Genomic DNA, 19,217 nt, shown 5'->3' on the forward strand with positions numbered 1-19,217 from the left:
AATAAATAGAACAATGAAAAATCATTTAAAAACCTTTTGGGCTATTGCCCTGATACTCGGCTTTGCCGTACAATCTTTTGCACAGGACAGTGTAACTATCAAAACTCCGCTTGCATTGGGCAAGATAGAACCGTACCGTATGGAAGTTACCTACGATAAAACGTCGCACCTGATTTTCCCGACCGCCATTCGTTATGTGGATTTGGGCAGCGAATACCTGATTGCAGGGAAAGCGGAAGATGCGGAAAACGTGCTGCGTGTGAAAGCATCCGTAAGGGATTTTGAACCGGAAACCAATTTTTCTGTGATTACCAACGACGGGCGTTTTTACAGCTTTAACGTGTATTACAGTTCCTACCCGGAAGCAATGAGCTACGACCTGCTCACGATGCAAAAGGCAGTGGACAGAACCAATGGTAACGATGTGCTTTTTGAGGAACTGGGTAATAACTCGCCCTCACTGGCAGGCTTGCTATTGGAAACCATTTACAAAAAAGATAAGCGTATTGTAAAGCATATCGGGGCTAAGAGTTTTGGTATTCAGTTTATCCTGAAAGGGATTTACATACACAACGGAAAATACTATTTCCATACGGAATTAAGGAACAAAACCAATGTGCCTTTCGAGATTGATTTCATCAATTTTAAAGTAGTGGATAAGAAAGTTGCCAAACGTACCGTAGTCCAGGAACGACCGCTAACACCGTTGCGCACTTACAAGCCATTGGACGGTATTGCCGGAAAATCGACCGAACAAAATGTGTTCCTTTTAGACCAGTTTACCATTGCCGATGATAAGGTACTGCTGATTGAGATTTTCGAGAAGAATGGCGGCAGACATCAAACTCTTCAGGTGGAAAATTCTGATTTAATCAAAGCCCGTTTGATTGACGATATGCACCTGAAATTTTAGTAACCTTTTAAAGCAATAATATGAAAAAGTATATCTATACCGTGATGCTCGTCCTGATAGGCATTACGGCTGCACAGGCACAAAGAATGCTGCCAAAGCAGAAAGGACTGGAAATAAGTGCGGGTGTATTATCAGATGATAAAATCGGTAACGATTATTACATCAGCGCAGCAATGACTGTAAACGGTAAAAACGGCAATTATCAGCTTTGGGCGTTAGAATACACGCACCAGTACCACGACTACAAAGACCTCCGCATACCGCAGGAAACCTATTCCGCAGAGGGCGGTTACAGCTTCTTTTTGTTGGGCGATGCCCGAAAAAATATCACGCTGAATTTTGGGATAACTGGTGTGGTCGGTTACGAAACCATCAACCGGGGCGAAGCAATGTTGTACGACGGAGCGAAGATACTGAGCGAAGATAATTTTATTTACGGTGCAGGTGGTCGCCTCACTTTTGAAACGTATCTGTCCGACCGTTTTGTACTCGTGCTGCAAGGGCGTACAAAAGTCCTTTGGGGTACAGACTTACAGCAGTTCCGACCGTCGGCAGGTTTGGGATTAAGGTTTAACTTTTAAAACGTAAAAACGATGATAGCAATATTCAATAAATTCAGAACGGGATTACTGCCATTATATGTATTCCTGACAATCCTCACAGCTTCGGTTACGTTGGTATCTTGCAGCAAAGATGATGAACTCGAAATACAGAATGATTTTCCTTTCGAGGTCATTGTAATGCCAGTGCCTAAAGACGTTGCCAACGGGCAGACCGTAGAAATACGCATTACCATACAGCGTACAGGGAATTACAGCAACACGCAGTATTTCCTCCGCTATTTCCAGTTTGACGGGCAAGGCACTTTGCGGTATTACGATGAACCGCCGTATCAGCCCAATGACCTGTACCAATTGCCAACGGAGCAATTCAGGCTGTACTATACATCAACTTCTGCCGTATCGCAATCTTTTGATGTTTGGATTTCAGACAGCTTTGGGAATGAAAAGCAAATAAGTTTTCAGTTTAACAGTAGTGATTAAGCAATATTTTATACATTGCGACGTACACTGAAAAACTTATTATTTCCATAAACGATGAAAGCGGCTTATCTCAATGGTAAGTCGTTTTCTATTTATGGCGTATTGGCTTACTTGCATTTTAGGGGTTCATCAATATTTCTTAAATTTATACTTGCGAATTAAAAATGTGAGGATATGGTTTCATCATTAGTTATAGGGATAATATTTTTGGTTGCAGGCTTGGGACTTCGTTACTGGATTAACAGAAGAAAATTTTACAGGCGCAGCCCTATGGGAGCAGAGGGCTTTTCCTCTTACGAAAGTTCAGTCTTGATTAAATTTATCGAAAGGGTTGGTAAATGGGTAGCTTACGCACTGATTATTTTCGGGCTGTTATCGCTATGGGTTTACTCCCGTGAGAAAAAGGATAAGCCAACGGTAAATACCGAACAACCTGCCCAACGCAGATAATTACAATACAGATTTAAAGCAAATCGAATAGCCCAAAAGGTTATCCGATTTTTTTGTTTTATAGAGATAGTAACCCGCCAAACACTGCCTCTCAAAGCCAAACCCTGCAACATTCTCCACCCCTGCATTAAGCCTTTATAAATTCGACTTCCACAGCAAAATTGAGCAAACGATGGAAGTTATCGCAATACAAAAATCCGCTTTCGACGGAATGAAAAATGAACTAAAGGCACTTTTGGAACTGACCGAAAATGCCACACAGAAATACACGCCTATTTTTAAAGAAGAGCAATGGCTCGATAACCAGGAAGTGTGCCTGATGATGAACATTACTAAACGGACTTTGCAGACCTATAAGGACAAAGGCTTGCTGCCTTATTCCAAACTGAACCGCAAGAATTATTATAAACGCTCGGATGTACAGGCTTTGCTCGAAGCCGGACAGCCGTACAATACTGTTGAAAATGGATTTATTCACGAATGACAATGAGGAAATCATCGCCCATAAGGAAATGATTGCGCAGCTAAAAAACCGTATTGAAAGCATATTGAAAAACTATCGCCCTGTAATGAACGGGGAAATATACCTATCAGGGGAAGATGTGTGCAAGCTGCTCCATATCAGCAAGCGGACTTTACAGCAATACCGGGATGACAATATACTGCCGTATATACAGATAGGCGGTAAGATTATTTACAAGGAAAGCGATATTCTGACTATACTGGAGCAGAACTACAACTCACAGAAAACACATTGACTGTAACCTTTTTTGTCATATATGCTATCAAAAAGGAATGAGTTTAGTATCTTTGTTTGTAGAAAATATAGAAAATACTTAAAGTGTTTTTGCTTTAAGTTCCGCATTAGAAACTGGTAATTTTTAAAACCCCGGAACAGATAAGTAAGAACGCTCACGTTATAGGCGTGGGCGCTCGCTTATTTGGGGGTCAGGCGTACCAGTGCCTTAATGCCAGTAAGTGTGGTTGCCTGCGCCTTATTTTTTTGCAGGTTCCACTAACTTAATAAACATTAAGATTATGGAAAGCAAAGACAACTTTTACCCAGATTTTGACCTCCCTGCGTCGCAACTATCAGCTTTCTCTCTCTGCATAGATGTCTTTATTATATCTCTCATAAATGGGGAAATTGTACGTTTCAAACCTAAAGAAATAGCACACTTTAAAGAATGGCTTTGCCGTTTTAATGTTAGGGATATTGCCGTTAATGATGGCATACCTCACGTGTATAAAAGGGTTAATTTATCTAAACCCGGATTTTTTAAACTTATTAAAAGAAGAAAATGAGCAAAGAACCAACAATTAAGATAGCATTTATAGATGACCACGACCTGCTAAGAAAGGGCATTTGTGATTTTCTGACAGGCTACGGATTTGAAGTATTATTTGAAGCGGAAAACGGAAAGTCTGCTATCGACAAAATTGCGCTCTGTGCATATCTTCCTGACCTCTGCATCGTTGATGTGAGTATGCCTGTTATGAATGGTTTTGAAACCACAAAAAGATTACTGGAAATGTACCCTCAATTAAAGATACTGGCATTCAGTGTCAATGATGATGAAAAGGACGTTATAAAAATGCTTGAAAACGGTGCTAACGGTTACGTCCTTAAAGGAGCCGACCCTGACGAATTAAAAAAGGCGGTGGAAGTTATTTATAACGGTGGGCAATACTTTAGTGCAGGTGTTTCCGAAATTGCACAGGACTATTACAAAAATTAATTTTATTAAAGGCGGTCTTTTTCCTCAATGGATAAGGCATCGGCAATGTCGTTTAACAGCTTTTGCTGCTCTTCTGATTTCCAACTATCACTACCTGCAAAAGTATCATCGCAATCTGCCAGTTTTTCGTATGCCCGCTTCAGTAGTTCCTGGAGCTTTAAAATATCGTCTTCCATCGCTTTGCTGTTGGTTGAACGTAAAATTAATAATATTCCAAATATAACAAATGGGATAACGAATATCCCACGCAATAATGTCGCAATCTCTTTGATGAAAATGTAAGGAAAGGGGCTTGTGTGGCGGCACATTTTGTCAATGGGATTGCACCGATTGAATGCAAAAAGACTGCGCCGACCATCGGGAGGATCTGTCTTTTTGCCGCCCGATTTTTCAGGTCGGGCGACTGTTATTTTAGCTTATGGTTTTTAAATACTCGTCGTAACGTTCCGTTATATCCTTGCCTTTCCTGAAAGTGTCTTTTGTATAGCTGTAATGCTCTTCAAAAAACTTTACTTCTTTGGTGGTAAGGTCTATGGTATAGCGGTAGTCTGCATTTGCCCGCCTTTCATCCATTGTGCAATGCTCTTTCAGCATTTCGAGTTCCTGCTCACTGTTATCAAGGGATAACAAGGGCAAAAAAAGCCTTTCAACGATATAGCCCTGTTCGGGTGCGCTGCTGCTGTCTGCAACGCATATCAGGGATATGCCGTTGCTCAATTTGATATGAAGATTTGAACGTGTCATTGTTTAAAATTTTAAATAGTGGTTACTAAATAGCTAAGTCTAAAAGGTTATTTGCCATTTTTCCATCTTCCGTAAAAAGGTACTCGTTTGCTTCAAAGACTTCCTTTAAACTTTTGTCGCTTGTTTCAAATTCGTACTGTCTTTCCAGTGATTTGTATAAATAGCTATTCAGCCGATTGAGGCAACCCCTTAACCATTTGTCTAACTTTTCTAATTCATAGTCGATATTCGGCTGCAAGGTGTCCCTGCTCGGTATGTAATGATAATCCGTCCACGTTTCAAGCCAGTAACCCCTGTTTGGGGTTTCTGTGCTCCAACTGCATTCTATAAACCCTTTTTTGATTAATCGTATTACCCGTTCATCGCAAGGGCAATCATTAAAGTACAATTCCAGTGTCGGGGCGTATTCTTTCCACGCTTCCGATTTGATGCCTTTGATAAACTTTACTTCGTCTATGGTAGATTTAAAGGTGCTGCCGTTGCCCTGCGACCAAAAGCCACTAAAGAAAATACTGTCTTTGTCTATCATAATCCCAATGGTTTTACAAATGGCTGTAAAGTCTTCGTACTCGCCCTCAAACCAGTGAGTGTCTTCTACGTTAAAATGTCTGTATCTTTCAAATGCCTGCCCCTGTGCTTCTTGGCTTAATTCGTCTATGCTGAATAGATTTAATGATATACTTTTCATAACTATGCTATTAACTTGGTTAGTAAAAATTCTTCTGTCCAAAATTCCTCGCTCGTGTGCTTGCCGTATGCTGTATAGTAGCCTGTACCGTTTGCCCGCAATACAAGCCTGTAACAATCCAGTCGGTTTTCAGGTACGGTAAACGTTTCCTGCTCTTGCTCGTCAAGCTCTACAAATACCCATTCTTTGCCGTTAAGCAGTTCTTCAATGTTCGGGTTATCATCTTCGCCTGTCCTGTAAAAATCTACTGCCGTATCATAGTAGTTCATCGAACAGAAATAATGATTGCCCTCTAACGGCTTAACGAGTGCAAGCCGTTTTACCTGTTCTTTTTTCCATTCTTCGGATAGGTGGATAATTGCAAACTCACAATTATCCCACTCGCTGTTGGTGTTGGCTTTAACCAAAATATGTGCTGTTGTTTTATCTGATAGTTTCATTGTCTTAAATTTTAATGCTGTTTAACTGATTTTCGATTTTACGCTCTAACAAGGTTTCGAGTATTTCCCATTCGCTGTCATACTCCTTACCCTCAAAATGGTAGATGTCGGTTTCCTCGTCTAATTCATAGCTTTCAAAATCCTGACTATCTAAGCAGGTTTCCGTTAGTGTACCGTCCTCAAATGTTGCCTTGCCATATACTAAGCATCCCAATTCCTCATACTCGTGTGTAAAGGCAACTTTAAAATGTTCTGCTATCTGCTTAACGACCTCCGTATTAGGCGACCATTTTGTTTCATACTGGAATACGCCCGTACTTTCATTGTCCTGGCTGATATTGTAGAAATAATCTCCGTGCGTGTCCTGTACGAAATCGGGCAATTGCCCGCAATCTTCTTTCTGCTCTTTGTCAGCCATAGATTTGAATAGCTGTGTTATCTGTTCGATTGCTTCGTCTGTTCCCTCGAAAACAACCGTATTGTTGCACCAGTTAGCCATAATTATTTATCGTTTAAGGTTATTTGTAAAAATTTGTCGCTCCCGAATAGCAGGTGTATAGCCTGTTTTAATTGTGGGTTGCATTGCTCTTCGTCTGCGTATTCAACAAGGCAGTGGATAGCGAATATTGAGTGATGTCCGTCGAAAAAATGGTCAGTAAACCAGTGCGGACGTTTCCAAAGCGGTTCATTTTTGTTTATACCGTTTTTTGCATTCTGCACAAGCCTGTACCAAAATTCAGCGGTAAAAAATCCTTTTTGATACCATCCCTCACGGAAGGCAGTTTCATTTTCAAGGAAGTACCCGCATTGTTTTTCTATTGCGTTTTGCAGGTTCTCCAGTTCTTCGGGAAACAGTTTGCACAGTAAGCCCGCCTTGTCCAGATTATCCATTTTATGTAATGCTTTCATATCTTTTGTTTTTAGTAGGCGACCACCTTTGCAGGCAGTCGCCTTTGATGATTTAATTGAAGTTGAAAATCTCTGCTCCTGAATAGGCAAAGTCGGTACACAGTTCAAAGGCTTTTTGTGTCTTTAGCTGTGCTGTACCGCCCATTACAATAGATTGTAGTTTTGCTTCGCCATCCCTGTAATTGCGTACATTCTGAAAATAACCCGTAACAGCATTGTAAGCCCCGAACAATGTGCCTTTGGTGGTTTCCATTTGTTGGGTGTCGCTTATCATAGCGTATTCAAAGGCATCATCTACGGTGTTTTTGAACACGGTGGAAACTTCATCTTCAGCACCTTTTTTGAGTAGGTTAAGCGTTTCCTTGTTCGGGCAAAGTGCCAACTGGATTAGCTTTCTTACTTCACGGTCTGTTACCCTTACTTTAGCCCAGTCGTTAAAAATGTTCTCTAACTGGTTGCTTAGGGTGTTGGCAAGCCCCATAACCTTGTGGGCGTTTTCAAGGCGTTGTTTTGCCCCTGATGTGTGTTTGATACGCACTACATTGGTCATACTCCGCAATGAAGCGTTAAGGGTGTTTTGGCATACGATACGGATAGGGGTAAACGCTGCGGTAATACTTCCGCTACCGTCGTGGCTTGTTGTCAAGAAAATGTACTTTTCTGTAACGTCGTCGCCGTTACCTACTCGGATATAGTCGGGCAGCTTGGCAGTGATAAAAATGCGTTCCCCGTTGCCCAATGCTCCTGCGGTTTCGTACAGTATTCCCTCGCCTCCGCCGACAATAGCATCAAAGAAGTTAAACGCCTCACGGTTTTGTACGATATGGTAGTCTTTACCTACTACGCCCAGTGGGATATTGGTATCGGTGCGAAGCGTGGCGAAACTGTTAGGTACTAAAATGTCGTTAGCTTCAATCAGCTCTCCGCTATCGCCGATGCTCATTGTTCTGCCCTGTGTAAACAGTGGGGACTTGATAACCTCATAATCTAAACCTGCGTGTACTATTGCTTCCTCGCTTGTTGGGTACTGCTCTACGATTTGCCCCAAACCGTGCCACGCTTTTTGCTGAACGCTAAAGAATGAATGACGTCCTGTTTGCTCGTTGAAATTGATGTTGTGTGCCATAATGCTAAAATTTTGATGTTTGAAAAAAATGTTTAAATACTCACTCGCTTTTCTCGTTTCCCGCTTCCGTTGTGGTCTGCTCCGCTTCGCTTCGCATAATTTTTTCCAAAAGAAAAACCGGAAAAAAGAAAGCAGATAATCCAAGCGGGCAACAGCGAAAACCAAGAAAAAAATGATTTAATGGGGGTTCCTTTAGGGGGAAACCGTTCATTCACTTTTTTTATTGGTGGGCGTGTGGGGTGGCTGCCCGCTATAACTTAGCTGCCTTTTTACCGGTTGATTGTGGAAATATTCTGTTCTAATTTTTATGGCATTATTGGGCAGGCTATGATAGCCTGTAACAGAAAGTGGAGTAAAGGAAAAGTAAGTGCATAAAAAAAGCAGAACCGTTAAGTTCTGCTCATTGTGATTAAAAATGAAAGCTAATTATATAGCCGCCAAAAATGCTTCTTCCATTGCCCTGAATTTTGGCGTAACCAAATCCATATCCTTACTGATTTTTTGGCTTGTGATTTTAGCATAAATCTGTGTGGTCGATATATTTTTATGCCCCATCATTTTGCTAAGGCTTTCAAGCGGTACGCCCTCGGTCAAAAACATAGTCCCGAAAGTGTGCCTTGCCGTATGAAAAGTTACTTTTTGTTCCGTAATAATTTCGGCTTTTTCAATTAGTTTGCCTATGTGTGTATTGCAAGTCGCATTGGTCGGAATAGGAAATATAAATTCATTCCTTGTAGTACCCTGATATTTCTCAATGATACGTTTGGGGATTTCCAATAACCGAACATTGGAAGCAATATCTGATTTCTTTCTTCTGCTGATAATCCATTGATGACCGTCAAAGAAAGATTGAATATTGTTCCTTGTCAGTTTTTTAATATCAGCGTAAGCAAGTCCGGTAAAGCAACTGAAAATAAAAAGGTCTTTTACAAGTTCGTAACGTGGGTGTGGTGGTACACACATCATCAACTTTTCTACATCCTCTTTCAGAATATAACCCCGGTCGGTTTCTTCCATATTGATTTCGTAATCCTGAAAAGGATTATCACGTATCAAACCTTTTTTAATAGCCAATTCTGCAAGGGCTAATACAGGCATCGTATAAACCCAAACCGTATTATGCGAAGACTGTAAATCGTACCGGAGATAAAAATCAAACTCACGAATAAAGTCGGAAGTCAATTCCCGAAAAGCCATATCATCACGATGATAGCGTTCCTTTATAAATGTGGTAAGATGATTATAAACTGTGATATACTTGTTGTAGGTGCTTTGTGAGCGTTCTTCCTTTTCAACCAATTTTTTAAAATCCTCATTTTGGTCGTTAAAGACTTTTAGGATTGCATCATCCATTACTCCTACACCCAAAAACGATAGCTTTACTTTTTGGGCGGTGGCAAAACCCTCGTGTTTCAGCATATCTTCGTAAATCTTGTCGATACGTCCACGAATGTTATCCAGTTTTTTATTAATGCTCAATGCCTGGGCACTCTTGCCCTCAACTCTTCCGTACTTTAAATCCCAATTATTGGGGTTTATTTCTAACTTTGTTCCGAAAGTTTTAGGCGTTCCGTCAATGGTAATACGTGCCATAATTGGTGCATTACCGTTCTTTTTCAGTTCGTTCTTTTTCAAATAGAAAAGCAGTTTGAACGTCGATTTTTTTGTCTGCTCCATAACTCAAATGTTTAACGTTTAAAATTAAATTACATTGAGTTACAAGGAAACGTAGAAAGGGGTGCAAAAGACTGAAATATAATCGGTTAAGCTATGCTGTTACCTTTGTTAATCGGTAACGAATTAGTAACCTAACCTTGTCATTTTAAGCCCAAAACTTATCAGACACCGACTTCCGAACTTAGACTACAACTTTTATAAAGCCTTGTATAGCAACGGTTTTAACCATTTTGCTTATTTTTGCTTTTTACTAATCTTTTTTATAAAAAAAAATTAGAATTACAATGTGGTTTACCGTAAATGAAATTTATAAATCATGAATACATTTGTTATGATTAACCAAATAAATATTAAATTATGTCCAAAAGAACAATTTTAGAAGATGATTGGTCAGATTATGATGACCGTAAAAAGAAAAAAGGAGATGCTAATTTTTTTGCCTGTACAGAATCATGGGAAGTAGATTATTTAGTTCGTAAAATTAGAAAACAACATCCTGAGATTTCAGAATTAAGGATAAGAGAAGCAATCTCCTCATGCTGTCGGACGATTCCGGGAAATAAACCTAGAAAAGAGTTTGTTGAGTGCGTTGCTGGTAAACTGAATATTTTCTAAAAAAAATAAGCCTATGTTAATCTTTACATAGGCTTTTATATTGCAGAGAGGAAGGGAAATGAACCTTATTATTTCTATCATCACTATTTATATATAAAATTACTTATAATCAATATTTTACATATATTTGCATTAGTGAATATATGTTTTTTTTATATCTAAATATAGAAGTATTAGCACCTAATTTAGCACCTATGAATTTCACCTTTAAACTGAAAGAACCTAAATCAACAAAGGAAACTCTTATTTATTTTCGCTCATACTTTGACCGTGAAAAAAAGAACTTCATTTATTCAACAGGGGAAAAAATTAAGCCGGAAGAGTGGGATTTTCATAACAGATTGCCCAACGATTTGAACGGCAGAACAAAAAGAGCGGAAAATCATCGGAGCATAAAGAAGCAATTAGACCGTTATAGTTCATTGTTTGCGGAACTGGTTAATCGTTACAAAAATATGAACGAGGAACTGAATATAAATATCGTGAGAACTCGATTTGACGAAGAGTTCAAGAAAATAAAAATTAAAGACGATTTTTTCAGACAATATGATGAGTTTATTGATGAAAAATACAATGACTACACGGGAAAAGGTATTTCGAAATCTACGAAAACCAGATATGAATACAATAAAAATTTGTTGGAAGAATTTCAGAATTATGAGAAGATAAAAATTACTTTGGGCAATTTCAATGAAAAGGTTTATAATAAATTTTTGAAATATTGCGTAGAGATTAAAGACCATTCTGCGAATACCATACATAGGGACGTTGGTTTGCTGAAAACGTTTTTATATTGGGCTTTGAGTAAGAAATACACATACAATAATGACTTTATTAATTTCAAAAAACCGCCAAAATTCAGAACTGATGAAATAGCCTTGAATATGGAGCAGGTTGAAGCCATATACAATCACGATTTCAGCAAGAATAAGAAGTTGGAAAAAGTCAGGGATTTGTTCGTTTTCGGTTGTACGACCGGAATGCGTTTTGGAAATTATAACCGGATTTCAAAAGATGATATTCAAAATGATTTCATTAGGGTAATAGATTTAAAGAGCAAATCTAAAAACCTTTCAATTCCATTAAACAGCATTTCCAAAGCAATTTTGGAAAAATACGAATACAATCTCCCTTCTTTAAGCAATCAGAAAATGAACAAGTATATAAAGGAGGTTTTTAAAGAACTTGAATTTGATGAAGAAATAAAGAAAACAATGAAGTATGGTGATGAATTGATTGAAAAAAAATCAGAATTTTGGGAAAGAATTTCGTCTCATACTGCCCGACGCAGTTTTATCACCATAATGAAAAACAACAAAGTTCCAGACAAAGTTATTATGTCTTATACAGGACACACGAGTTTGGAGGTCTTTAATGCTTATTACAGACCAAGCGAAGAGGATAAAGTGAATTATATGAACGAAGTTTTCAAATAATTATGGACAAAAAGAAACTATACGGGCGCTGGTATTTTTGGGAAGAAATTGTAGGTTATCCAATGATGCTTTATTATTGGTTTAAAGGAGATAAAATTCAAAAAATGCTGTCTGAAAGAATTGAAAAAGCAAGACAGAAAGCCGAACAAGTTACACTAACGGAAAAGAATAAAAATGAATTTCTTATAGAATATGATAATCTGGATAATTTTTTCAGTTTTCATTTCAAAGAAATAGATAAATCCAGAAGCCACAACTTTGAGGATAAGCTCAAATATTGTTTGATACAATACAGAAAAGAATCTTCCAAACATTTTAATTCAAGTAATATGATGATACTTCAGGGAAATTTTCTGAATGGTGCAGAAAATACCCTATATCTGTATTTTGTATTAGGTAAAAAAGTGAGAAGAGGAATCCGATTGTCCGATATTGTAATTGGTGAAGATTCATCAAAAATTTTCATTAATTTTTTACAAGACAAAAAATTTATCGACAAGAATAACAATCTTCTTGTTGACCAAAAATCTTCATTTATAAGAATTCACCGTTTTTTGAAAGACCACCATATTATTAACCCGGATTTTCAGGATACTACCATTATTGAAGCAATGGAAAATGAATACAATACCAATTTTGATAAGGGAACATTTTCAAGAGCCATTACAATAAAACCCAGTGATTTTGAGGAAAATATCTATAAGGAATTATCAAAAATATTTGACTTTAAGTATTAAATTTTACGCAATTGAGTAGAATTGCATAATTATTTATTCAAACTTTTCACTTTTGTCTGCAAATTAAATATCACAAATTATGCAGACAGCCAATCCATTCCAAACCATTCTGGACGAATTAGGAGAAGTAAAAGACTTGCTCCATTCTCTCAAAAAAGAACCGGAAATCGAATTAAAGAGGAAATTCTATTCCATAAAAGAATGTTCCGATATTCTAAAACTCGATTATCAAACCGTCCGCTCACACATTTTAAAAGGCAACATCAAATCCGAACAAATAGGAAGATTTTACAGAATCAACCATTTGGATTTGATGAATGCTTTAAACGACGTCAAATCGCTTAAATACAAAAGATAAGCGGATAGTTTTAATTTAAAATGTGAAAAAATGACCGACAAAGCACCTTATTTACGAGTAGGCACAACTTACTATAAAATCATTGAAAAACCGCAAATCTCTGGTGACAAAATTTCGATATTGGTTCGCTGGAATCGTGAAACGATTATAAGTGACCACGGGAAAACTTATGTCTCCTCCATTCCCAAGTACGATGGATTTTGCTGTATTCCTTCTCATTTGGAATATCGGAAAATTATTGAGACATTTTACAATATGTACAACGAAATTCCCCACCAGCCGGCAGAGGTAAATCTAAGTACTGATGTCTTGAAAGAAAAAATTCCATTCTCTCTTCAGTTTATGCAACATATTTTTGGGGAACAGTTGGAGTTAGGCTTAGATTATATCAAAATATTGCTTGAGAAACCAACCCAAATGCTTCCGATTTTATGTTTGGTAAGCAAAGAGCGTTCTACAGGAAAATCCACATTTATCAAATGGCTGAAATCCATTTTCGGACTCAATATGACTTACATCAAAGGTGATTCCTTCAGCAGCCAGTTCAATTCGGATTGGACTTCGATGCTCATTGTTGCGATTGATGAAGTATTCTTTGACAAGAAAGAAATTACAGAACGACTAAAATACCTTTCCACCACGGATAAGGATAAGAAAGAAGCTAAAGGAAAAGACCGTGAGGAAGTTGAGTTTTTCGGGAAATTCATTCTCTGTTCCAATAATGAAGACAACTTTATCCAAATTGATAAAAACGAAATACGCTTTTGGATTATCAAAGTCAAATCCATTAAAACCGAGAATACCGATTTTTTAAAAAATCTGATTCGTGAAATCCCTTACTTCCTGAGATTCCTGATGCAGAGACCCTTTTTCAGTCAGAAGCAAACGAGAATGTGGTTCACGAATTCTGAAATCAGAACTAAAGCACTTCAAAAGCTCGTGTGGAAGAACAATAACAAATTGGAATCCCGGATCATTGAACTTTTGTATGAATTTTTTGAAAGTACGGAAGATCAGGAAATACAGTTCGTACCGCAAGACCTGTTCAATATGCTCGGCAAAATGTTCCGAAATCATTACTGGACGGTGAACGACATACGAAAACTTATGAAAGAAATCTGGAAACTTGAACCCCAGAAAAATTCTCTGGCATACATCAGATATGATATTGACTACAGTGGAACCTTCTGTCAGCAAAATAAAATCGGACGATTTTTTACCCTAAAAAGGGATTTTATCCTCCAAAAATTTGATGAAATGATGAATTAATCGATAATGACAAGAAAATCAAATACTTGTATCTCATCAAAAGCCTCATCAAAATTTTAAACGTTGATTTTTGATGAGAGACTGATGAGAAGAAAATTTGAATTTTGATGAGATGATGAGCGTTTGATGAGGATTTAAGTGAAACAATATCAATACAATACATTATTTTCTCATCAATTCATCAAAAATTTCACAAAAACAAATCCGACCGTGTGAATGCAAAATCAAACCTTGCATTTACACATAAAACGATTAAAAATATTAAAAAATAACACAATGAACTGCAAACAATTTAATAGCATCTCGTTGGAAGAAGTCCTCCTTTCTCTCGGACACCTTCCCACGAAACAAAATGAAAAAGAAGCCTGGTATCTCAACCCTTTTGCCTGCGAATCCCAGGCCTCTTTTAAACTCGATAAAAAACTAAATCTCTGGTATCTTTTTTCAGAAGGAATTGGCGGTAACAACACCGATTTTATGCAAAAATATCTGAATGCTTCCGTAAAAAAAGTTCTGGAATGGGCAGAAAAGCAGAATTTTTCTTCTTTTCAACCGCAAAACAAATTAGAAAAGAAAGCTCAGCATAATTATGAAATCGAAGAAATCAAGGAACTCCAAAATGAAAACCTGAAAACGTATCTCCATAGCAGAGGGCTTTCGCAAATCATTTATCCGTTGGTTAAGGAAGTACATTTCAGACTGGAGGGAAAAAAGCTTTATGCCATTGGGTTTGAAAACCGTTCCGGAGGTTGGGAACTGCGAAATTCGTTTTATAAAGGTTCTCTTCTGAAAAAGGATATTTCAGTCATCAATCTTAGCAATGACAATCCCTCATTGAAAAAGAGAAATGTAGTGGTTTTTGAAGGATTCACCGATGCTCTGTCTTTTGTTGAAATGAAGCGGCTCTATACCGGAGATATTTTAGTAATGAATTCCATTGCCTTATTAAATACCACAAAAGAACAGTTGAAAAATTACTCAGAAATCAATTTGTTTTTGGATAATGATAAAGCTGGTGAAAAATGTCGGGATGAAATTCTAAAAAGTTTTCCGATCGCAAGAGATTTTTCCAGTATTTATGAGAAACACAAAGATTTGAACGAGTATCTGCAACACGGAATTCAAACTGAGAAAGAGGAACAAAACCATCAACGGGAACAAAAAATTATTCACGAAGAAGAGCAAAAAACCAATCCGATTTACCAAAGGAAACGCTGATGGTGCGTGCGCATATTTTTACCAACTACCCGCAGAAGTTAGGAGCTCATTCGCAACTTTGAAGGTCGATACTCTCCCAACAAAGTTGCTTCTTCGCTCTGCGAGGCTTTAAACTAGGTAAAATTGGTACAGATGGAAATAAAATCCGATTGAAATTACATCAATATTTCTAAAACCCACTTCTAAACTCAGTTAATTCTTTGACCTGTATTGGAATACTACAACTAAATCAAAAACATGTATGTCTTTAATACAGGTTCTTCCAAAACCTGTATCAATGTACTACAGGTTGCTCACAGAGGTGAGTAAATAAACTACAGGTTTCAATAAGTATCGCATTATATAATTCTACAAAAATACATTGATGTAAAAGCATAAAAATTCAAAAACACAAATCCATGTTGATATGAAGACTTCTATTAATTTCAAGGCAGCAAAATCCGATTCTGAAATCCATAACTTCAGGAAGAAATCTTTTGATTATATCCGTAAGGATTTAACACCAAACAATGAATATTGGCAGGAGCAAAAGATAGCAGATCGGCTGCAAAAGATTGAAGCCTACTGCAAGGAAAAATCCGGCCGTAAACTTCAAAAGAATGCAATGCCAATAAGAGAAGCCGTTGTGGTAATTAAAGAAAATACAACCATGCAGGACTTGCATAATTTATCAAAGCGGTTGGAAGAAGAATTGAAAATACGAATTTTCCAGATTGCGATTCACAAAGATGAAGGACATTATGACAAAGATACCAAAGAATGGAAACCGAACTACCACGCCCATTTGGTTGCAGACTGGCAGGATTTGAAAACAGGGAAAACCTTAAAACATCAATCTTTTCATTATTCCAAAATGCAGGACATTGCAGCTGAATCTTTGGGAATGGAAAGGGGAAGGTCAGGATCTCAGGCAAGACTCGAAGCTATTGACTATAAAATTAAAATGAAAGAAGAAGATCTAAGAATTCTGGAAGAAAGAGAAACTGAAATAATAGCAGCCATTGAGTCCAAAGAATCTGAAAAGTTCCTTGTGAAAGAGCCTGATTTCTTAGGCTTTCAAAGAATCAAAACGGATAAAACCATTGAAAACTTCAAAAAAGCACTCAAAGCCAACAGTATTAAACTTCTTAAAAACAAAACAGAGCTGGAATTTCAGGCAAAACAAATTTCAGAACTCATACTGAAGAATGAAGGTTTGAGAAAGGAAATCAAGATAGCTGGAATCAAAAACGCCACACTACTGACCAATCCGAACGTTTTTGCAGCTGAAAAGAAAAAATATCTGGATTCTGTAGTCAATGTGATTGAGAAAACCATCAGGAATGAACGTTTGAAAGTGTCTTTTTATGACCGATTAAAATCTAAAGATTTTAAAATTTCTGATGAAATCGTAAAGATTTGTGAAAGAATTTCAAAGGAAAATAATATTCCTTTTTCTGCTTTTGAAGAGATTTTTAAGGATGCTAATAATACGACTCACTTTTTTACATTAATGAGGTTTGAAGAACAGCGACAAAATTTAAAAAGTCTATCTGAAGATATTGATAAGGTGAAAAATAACCAAAATAGATTAAGGCGCTAATCAGGCTATTTACAGTTTTAGGATTCAGATAAAGTTCCTGAAACTGAATTATGTCCCGGCTCTTCCAATTCTTTTTTCCTTTGCTTTATGAAATCTGTAGGGCGGATACCATTTATTTCTTGGAAAAGATCAGAGAAATTTTGTCGGGAACCTATTCCACATTCATCAGCCAATCCTTGAACTTTTAATTGCAGATAATGTGTGTCTTCATACATTAATTTGGTAATATAATCGATACGAAGCGTAGAAATATATTTGCTGAAATTCATTCCTTTGACATCATTAATATACTGGGAAAGATAAGATTTATTACTACCTAAAGTATTTGCCAGTTTATCAATTGTTAAACCGTTTTCTTTAAAACTATCACCTGCCTCAAATTCTTTTAATTTATTTTGTAAATCAATAAATACATCTTCACTTAATACAGATTTTCCATAGTTGGAAATACTTTCATATGGTAATGAAGAAGGCTTATTTTGCTGTTTTAGCTTATCTTCTAGTTCGAGATATTTTAATTTTATCTGTTTTCCATTTTTATAAAATTTCCAAGCTAATAAAGCAACTATAAGTAATACTGTAATAAGTATTGCTATTGTACCAAATCCCCATTTATTACGAGCTTCTAATCTAGTTTTCGATTCTTCTAAGATTTCTTTATCGTAGTCTTTATGGATTTTTTCAGACAAAAATTTAAAATCTCTGTTAAGAATGCTATCCGCTTTCAGAAGTTTTTTTGAATATTCCAGTTCTTTTTCTGAATTCTTTTTATTTTGGTAATACTTTATTAGAAAATTATAATTTTCAAGAAGTTCAGGAACAATAAATTGTCTTTTCTGAAAAATAGAATCTACTTTCTCAAATTGTTTTATTGCCAAATCTTCTTTTCCCAATCCTAAATAGCTCTTTCCTATGTAGAAATCTGAGACAGAAGACCAATAGAAATCATCATCTTTATTGAGAATTGGCAAGCTTTTTTGTAGAAGTTTAATGGAGGAATTATAATTTTTATAGTGATATTCCGAAATTCCTTTACATTTTGTTAGATAAGCTTTTTCAGAAGGAAATTCATTAATTTTTGAAAAACGAAGTCCTGCATTAATAATTGAATCAGCTCTCTTGTAGTCTTTTATATTTCTGTAGCATACAGCCATTTGGTGTAAGCTATTAAGGTAACCTCTTTCCACATTGCGTATTGCGCCAGGCTCTAATTTTTCTTTTGATTTGGGCTCAAAATAAGAAATGCATTCCTTAAAGTGTTCAATGCCTTCATCGTAATATCCCAGATAGCTTTTCACTAACCCCATTTGATAGATAATCTTATATTTAAGATAATCATCCTTGCTGTCTTTAGAATATTGATAGGCTTTTAAATATTCTACTAGGGCAGATTGGTAATTTTTATAATAGAAATAGTACAAACTTCCTTTCAGCAGGTAAACCGTAGAAATAAGTTCTTTATCATCTGTTTTATGCGCAGTAACGATGGCACTATCCGCATATTTTATTTTTAGGCTCTTATCTTTAGAGTAAAAAGCAGCATCTCTATATCCTTCTATTTGTTCAACTAAATTATTTTCGAGTTTTGCTTTTTGAAGATAGAGGTTGATGTCTTTTAAGGCAGTTATATCATTTTCTTCCTTTTTATCATAGGTACTTCGGATATCCTCAAAACTCTGTTGACCTTGTATTTTTCCGAAAGAAAAAAACAAAGATAGGTAAAGAAAACAAAAAAGTATTTTTCTATATAACACTTTTATCAAAAATTATTAGTTTATAAGTACAAATTTAAACAAAACAGCCCAAAATTCATTCATTGCAAATTATTTATAATTCATATAAATAAAATTTAAATCATTAGTTGTCAATCAAATACTTGTCCTAATTTCTTTTTTATGACGTCGTTATCTGTCAATTTCCATTTCAAGACCTGCTTTTTTAGGAAACCCCATTTTACACAAATAATTTAGCAAAAGAATTCAACCAATAAATCTCCCGGCGCCGGGATAAACTTCAAAAACAATAATATTATGAAAAAGTTTATCTCTTGGGTATCAGCAGTTGCTGTATTTGTTTCAGTAATCAGCTGTAGAGAAGCAGAAGAATTAACAACAACTCCTGATGAAATACAAAATCAGTCAATATCTGCAAAAGTAAAAAAAGATTCTGTAGGGATTAATTCAAACAGTTCCAATGAATCTAGTTCGTTAGAGGCACAAGAAAGCGACCCACCTCCGAAGAATGATGGAATCAAGTGGTAATGGAAAAGTTTG

25 protein-coding genes are annotated in these 19,217 nt (G+C 36.5%); 16 read left to right on the plus strand and 9 right to left on the minus strand.

The window, feature by feature from the left end:
- The first annotated feature begins 13 nt into the window (after positions 1-13).
- The 8 genes from traN (at position 14) to H6W52_RS10600 (ending at position 4,145) form a co-directional block, all read left to right on the plus strand.
- Positions 14-913 (plus strand): conjugative transposon protein TraN, encoded by a 900-nt coding sequence (gene traN, locus H6W52_RS10565; protein WP_185216690.1) that lies wholly within the window; start codon positions 14-16, stop codon positions 911-913.
- A 20-nt stretch (positions 914-933) separates the two neighbouring features.
- Positions 934-1,494, plus strand: a complete 561-nt coding sequence (locus tag H6W52_RS10570) for a conjugal transfer protein TraO (protein WP_185216692.1) — start codon at positions 934-936, stop codon at positions 1,492-1,494.
- A gap of 12 nt (positions 1,495-1,506) precedes the next feature.
- Positions 1,507-1,956 (plus strand): DUF3872 domain-containing protein, encoded by a 450-nt coding sequence (locus tag H6W52_RS10575; RefSeq protein ID WP_185216694.1) that lies wholly within the window; start codon positions 1,507-1,509, stop codon positions 1,954-1,956.
- 174 nt (positions 1,957-2,130) lie between these two features.
- On the plus strand, positions 2,131-2,406 hold the full coding sequence (locus H6W52_RS10580; protein ID WP_185216696.1) for a molybdenum ABC transporter permease: 276 nt from the start codon (positions 2,131-2,133) through the stop codon (positions 2,404-2,406).
- 172 nt (positions 2,407-2,578) lie between these two features.
- Positions 2,579-2,890, plus strand: a complete 312-nt coding sequence (locus tag H6W52_RS10585; RefSeq protein WP_185216698.1) for a helix-turn-helix domain-containing protein — start codon at positions 2,579-2,581, stop codon at positions 2,888-2,890.
- Positions 2,871-3,164: a helix-turn-helix domain-containing protein gene (locus tag H6W52_RS10590; RefSeq protein ID WP_185216710.1), complete on the plus strand. Its 294-nt coding sequence runs from the start codon at positions 2,871-2,873 to the stop codon at positions 3,162-3,164. The genes H6W52_RS10585 and H6W52_RS10590 overlap by 20 nt, the downstream gene beginning before the upstream one ends.
- Before the next feature lie 280 nt (positions 3,165-3,444).
- Positions 3,445-3,711 (plus strand): hypothetical protein, encoded by a 267-nt coding sequence (locus H6W52_RS10595; protein WP_185216700.1) that lies wholly within the window; start codon positions 3,445-3,447, stop codon positions 3,709-3,711.
- Positions 3,708-4,145 (plus strand): response regulator transcription factor, encoded by a 438-nt coding sequence (locus H6W52_RS10600; RefSeq protein WP_185216702.1) that lies wholly within the window; start codon positions 3,708-3,710, stop codon positions 4,143-4,145. The genes H6W52_RS10595 and H6W52_RS10600 overlap by 4 nt, the downstream gene beginning before the upstream one ends.
- Positions 4,146-4,150: 5 nt before the next feature.
- On the opposite strand, the gene H6W52_RS10605 is transcribed toward H6W52_RS10600, so the two are convergent.
- The 8 genes from H6W52_RS10605 to H6W52_RS10640 form a co-directional block, all read right to left on the minus strand.
- Positions 4,151-4,321, minus strand: a complete 171-nt coding sequence (locus H6W52_RS10605) for a hypothetical protein (RefSeq protein ID WP_185216704.1) — start codon at positions 4,319-4,321, stop codon at positions 4,151-4,153.
- Between the two features lie 235 nt (positions 4,322-4,556).
- A complete protein-coding gene (locus H6W52_RS10610) occupies positions 4,557-4,889 on the minus strand; it encodes a penicillin-binding protein (RefSeq protein WP_185216706.1) in 333 nt (110 codons plus the stop codon).
- Between the two features lie 25 nt (positions 4,890-4,914).
- Positions 4,915-5,577: a hypothetical protein gene (locus tag H6W52_RS10615; protein WP_159745151.1), complete on the minus strand. Its 663-nt coding sequence runs from the start codon at positions 5,575-5,577 to the stop codon at positions 4,915-4,917.
- Positions 5,578-5,579: 2 nt separating this feature from the next.
- A complete protein-coding gene (locus tag H6W52_RS10620; protein WP_159745153.1) occupies positions 5,580-6,017 on the minus strand; it encodes a hypothetical protein in 438 nt (145 codons plus the stop codon).
- Positions 6,018-6,021: 4 nt separating this feature from the next.
- Positions 6,022-6,516 (minus strand): hypothetical protein, encoded by a 495-nt coding sequence (locus tag H6W52_RS10625; RefSeq protein ID WP_159745155.1) that lies wholly within the window; start codon positions 6,514-6,516, stop codon positions 6,022-6,024.
- Positions 6,517-6,518: 2 nt separating this feature from the next.
- Entirely contained in the window at positions 6,519-6,926 is a 408-nt protein-coding gene (locus H6W52_RS10630) for a hypothetical protein (protein ID WP_159745157.1), read from the minus strand.
- 52 nt (positions 6,927-6,978) lie between these two features.
- Entirely contained in the window at positions 6,979-8,052 is a 1,074-nt protein-coding gene (locus H6W52_RS10635) for a DUF932 domain-containing protein (RefSeq protein WP_159745159.1), read from the minus strand.
- Positions 8,053-8,478: 426 nt separating this feature from the next.
- Positions 8,479-9,729, minus strand: a complete 1,251-nt coding sequence (locus H6W52_RS10640; RefSeq protein ID WP_185216708.1) for a site-specific integrase — start codon at positions 9,727-9,729, stop codon at positions 8,479-8,481.
- A 357-nt stretch (positions 9,730-10,086) separates the two neighbouring features.
- Here H6W52_RS10640 and H6W52_RS10645 point away from each other — a divergent pair, with 357 nt between their 5' ends.
- From H6W52_RS10645 to H6W52_RS10675, 7 genes are all read left to right on the plus strand, one after another.
- The gene (locus tag H6W52_RS10645; protein WP_116098518.1) at positions 10,087-10,344 is read left to right on the plus strand and encodes a hypothetical protein; all 258 of its coding nucleotides are present in this window, start codon (positions 10,087-10,089) and stop codon (positions 10,342-10,344) included.
- A gap of 194 nt (positions 10,345-10,538) precedes the next feature.
- Positions 10,539-11,780, plus strand: coding sequence for a tyrosine-type recombinase/integrase (locus H6W52_RS10650; protein WP_116098530.1), 1,242 nt, complete (start codon positions 10,539-10,541; stop codon positions 11,778-11,780).
- Positions 11,781-11,782: 2 nt separating this feature from the next.
- Positions 11,783-12,517, plus strand: coding sequence for a hypothetical protein (locus tag H6W52_RS10655; RefSeq protein WP_116098519.1), 735 nt, complete (start codon positions 11,783-11,785; stop codon positions 12,515-12,517).
- A 79-nt stretch (positions 12,518-12,596) separates the two neighbouring features.
- Positions 12,597-12,875 (plus strand): helix-turn-helix domain-containing protein, encoded by a 279-nt coding sequence (locus H6W52_RS10660; protein WP_116098520.1) that lies wholly within the window; start codon positions 12,597-12,599, stop codon positions 12,873-12,875.
- A 30-nt stretch (positions 12,876-12,905) separates the two neighbouring features.
- Positions 12,906-14,144, plus strand: a complete 1,239-nt coding sequence (locus tag H6W52_RS10665; protein WP_116098521.1) for a primase-helicase family protein — start codon at positions 12,906-12,908, stop codon at positions 14,142-14,144.
- Positions 14,145-14,420: 276 nt separating this feature from the next.
- Positions 14,421-15,362, plus strand: coding sequence for a toprim domain-containing protein (locus tag H6W52_RS10670; protein ID WP_157967247.1), 942 nt, complete (start codon positions 14,421-14,423; stop codon positions 15,360-15,362).
- A gap of 406 nt (positions 15,363-15,768) precedes the next feature.
- Positions 15,769-16,944, plus strand: coding sequence for a hypothetical protein (locus H6W52_RS10675; RefSeq protein WP_116098523.1), 1,176 nt, complete (start codon positions 15,769-15,771; stop codon positions 16,942-16,944).
- Between the two features lie 17 nt (positions 16,945-16,961).
- Here the strand turns inward: H6W52_RS10675 and H6W52_RS10680 are convergent, their stop codons facing one another.
- Positions 16,962-18,698 (minus strand): helix-turn-helix domain-containing protein, encoded by a 1,737-nt coding sequence (locus tag H6W52_RS10680; RefSeq protein WP_241277900.1) that lies wholly within the window; start codon positions 18,696-18,698, stop codon positions 16,962-16,964.
- A 276-nt stretch (positions 18,699-18,974) separates the two neighbouring features.
- On the opposite strand from H6W52_RS10680, the gene H6W52_RS10685 reads away from it, so the two are divergent.
- Entirely contained in the window at positions 18,975-19,205 is a 231-nt protein-coding gene (locus H6W52_RS10685) for a hypothetical protein (RefSeq protein WP_028123620.1), read from the plus strand.
- Positions 19,206-19,217 lie beyond the last annotated feature (12 nt).

The organism is Chryseobacterium sp. C2(2020) (genome assembly GCF_014218915.1).
In the GTDB taxonomy this organism is placed as follows: domain Bacteria; phylum Bacteroidota; class Bacteroidia; order Flavobacteriales; family Weeksellaceae; genus Chryseobacterium; species Chryseobacterium mucoviscidosis.

Coding starts and splice junctions, on each gene's coding strand:
- H6W52_RS10590 (WP_185216710.1), top strand. CDS start 2,871: ATGGATTTATTCACGAATGACAATGAGGAAATCATCGCCCATAAGGAA.
- H6W52_RS10575 (WP_185216694.1), top strand. CDS start 1,507: ATGATAGCAATATTCAATAAATTCAGAACGGGATTACTGCCATTATAT.
- H6W52_RS10660 (WP_116098520.1), top strand. CDS start 12,597: ATGCAGACAGCCAATCCATTCCAAACCATTCTGGACGAATTAGGAGAA.
- traN (WP_185216690.1), top strand. CDS start 14: ATGAAAAATCATTTAAAAACCTTTTGGGCTATTGCCCTGATACTCGGC.
- H6W52_RS10615 (WP_159745151.1), bottom strand. CDS start 5,577: ATGAAAAGTATATCATTAAATCTATTCAGCATAGACGAATTAAGCCAA.
- H6W52_RS10645 (WP_116098518.1), top strand. CDS start 10,087: ATGTCCAAAAGAACAATTTTAGAAGATGATTGGTCAGATTATGATGAC.
- H6W52_RS10600 (WP_185216702.1), top strand. CDS start 3,708: ATGAGCAAAGAACCAACAATTAAGATAGCATTTATAGATGACCACGAC.
- H6W52_RS10665 (WP_116098521.1), top strand. CDS start 12,906: ATGACCGACAAAGCACCTTATTTACGAGTAGGCACAACTTACTATAAA.
- H6W52_RS10620 (WP_159745153.1), bottom strand. CDS start 6,017: ATGAAACTATCAGATAAAACAACAGCACATATTTTGGTTAAAGCCAAC.
- H6W52_RS10630 (WP_159745157.1), bottom strand. CDS start 6,926: ATGAAAGCATTACATAAAATGGATAATCTGGACAAGGCGGGCTTACTG.
- H6W52_RS10675 (WP_116098523.1), top strand. CDS start 15,769: ATGAAGACTTCTATTAATTTCAAGGCAGCAAAATCCGATTCTGAAATC.
- H6W52_RS10570 (WP_185216692.1), top strand. CDS start 934: ATGAAAAAGTATATCTATACCGTGATGCTCGTCCTGATAGGCATTACG.
- H6W52_RS10650 (WP_116098530.1), top strand. CDS start 10,539: ATGAATTTCACCTTTAAACTGAAAGAACCTAAATCAACAAAGGAAACT.
- H6W52_RS10635 (WP_159745159.1), bottom strand. CDS start 8,052: ATGGCACACAACATCAATTTCAACGAGCAAACAGGACGTCATTCATTC.
- H6W52_RS10685 (WP_028123620.1), top strand. CDS start 18,975: ATGAAAAAGTTTATCTCTTGGGTATCAGCAGTTGCTGTATTTGTTTCA.
- H6W52_RS10580 (WP_185216696.1), top strand. CDS start 2,131: ATGGTTTCATCATTAGTTATAGGGATAATATTTTTGGTTGCAGGCTTG.
- H6W52_RS10655 (WP_116098519.1), top strand. CDS start 11,783: ATGGACAAAAAGAAACTATACGGGCGCTGGTATTTTTGGGAAGAAATT.
- H6W52_RS10610 (WP_185216706.1), bottom strand. CDS start 4,889: ATGACACGTTCAAATCTTCATATCAAATTGAGCAACGGCATATCCCTG.
- H6W52_RS10605 (WP_185216704.1), bottom strand. CDS start 4,321: ATGGAAGACGATATTTTAAAGCTCCAGGAACTACTGAAGCGGGCATAC.
- H6W52_RS10670 (WP_157967247.1), top strand. CDS start 14,421: ATGAACTGCAAACAATTTAATAGCATCTCGTTGGAAGAAGTCCTCCTT.
- H6W52_RS10585 (WP_185216698.1), top strand. CDS start 2,579: ATGGAAGTTATCGCAATACAAAAATCCGCTTTCGACGGAATGAAAAAT.
- H6W52_RS10625 (WP_159745155.1), bottom strand. CDS start 6,516: ATGGCTAACTGGTGCAACAATACGGTTGTTTTCGAGGGAACAGACGAA.
- H6W52_RS10595 (WP_185216700.1), top strand. CDS start 3,445: ATGGAAAGCAAAGACAACTTTTACCCAGATTTTGACCTCCCTGCGTCG.
- H6W52_RS10640 (WP_185216708.1), bottom strand. CDS start 9,729: ATGGAGCAGACAAAAAAATCGACGTTCAAACTGCTTTTCTATTTGAAA.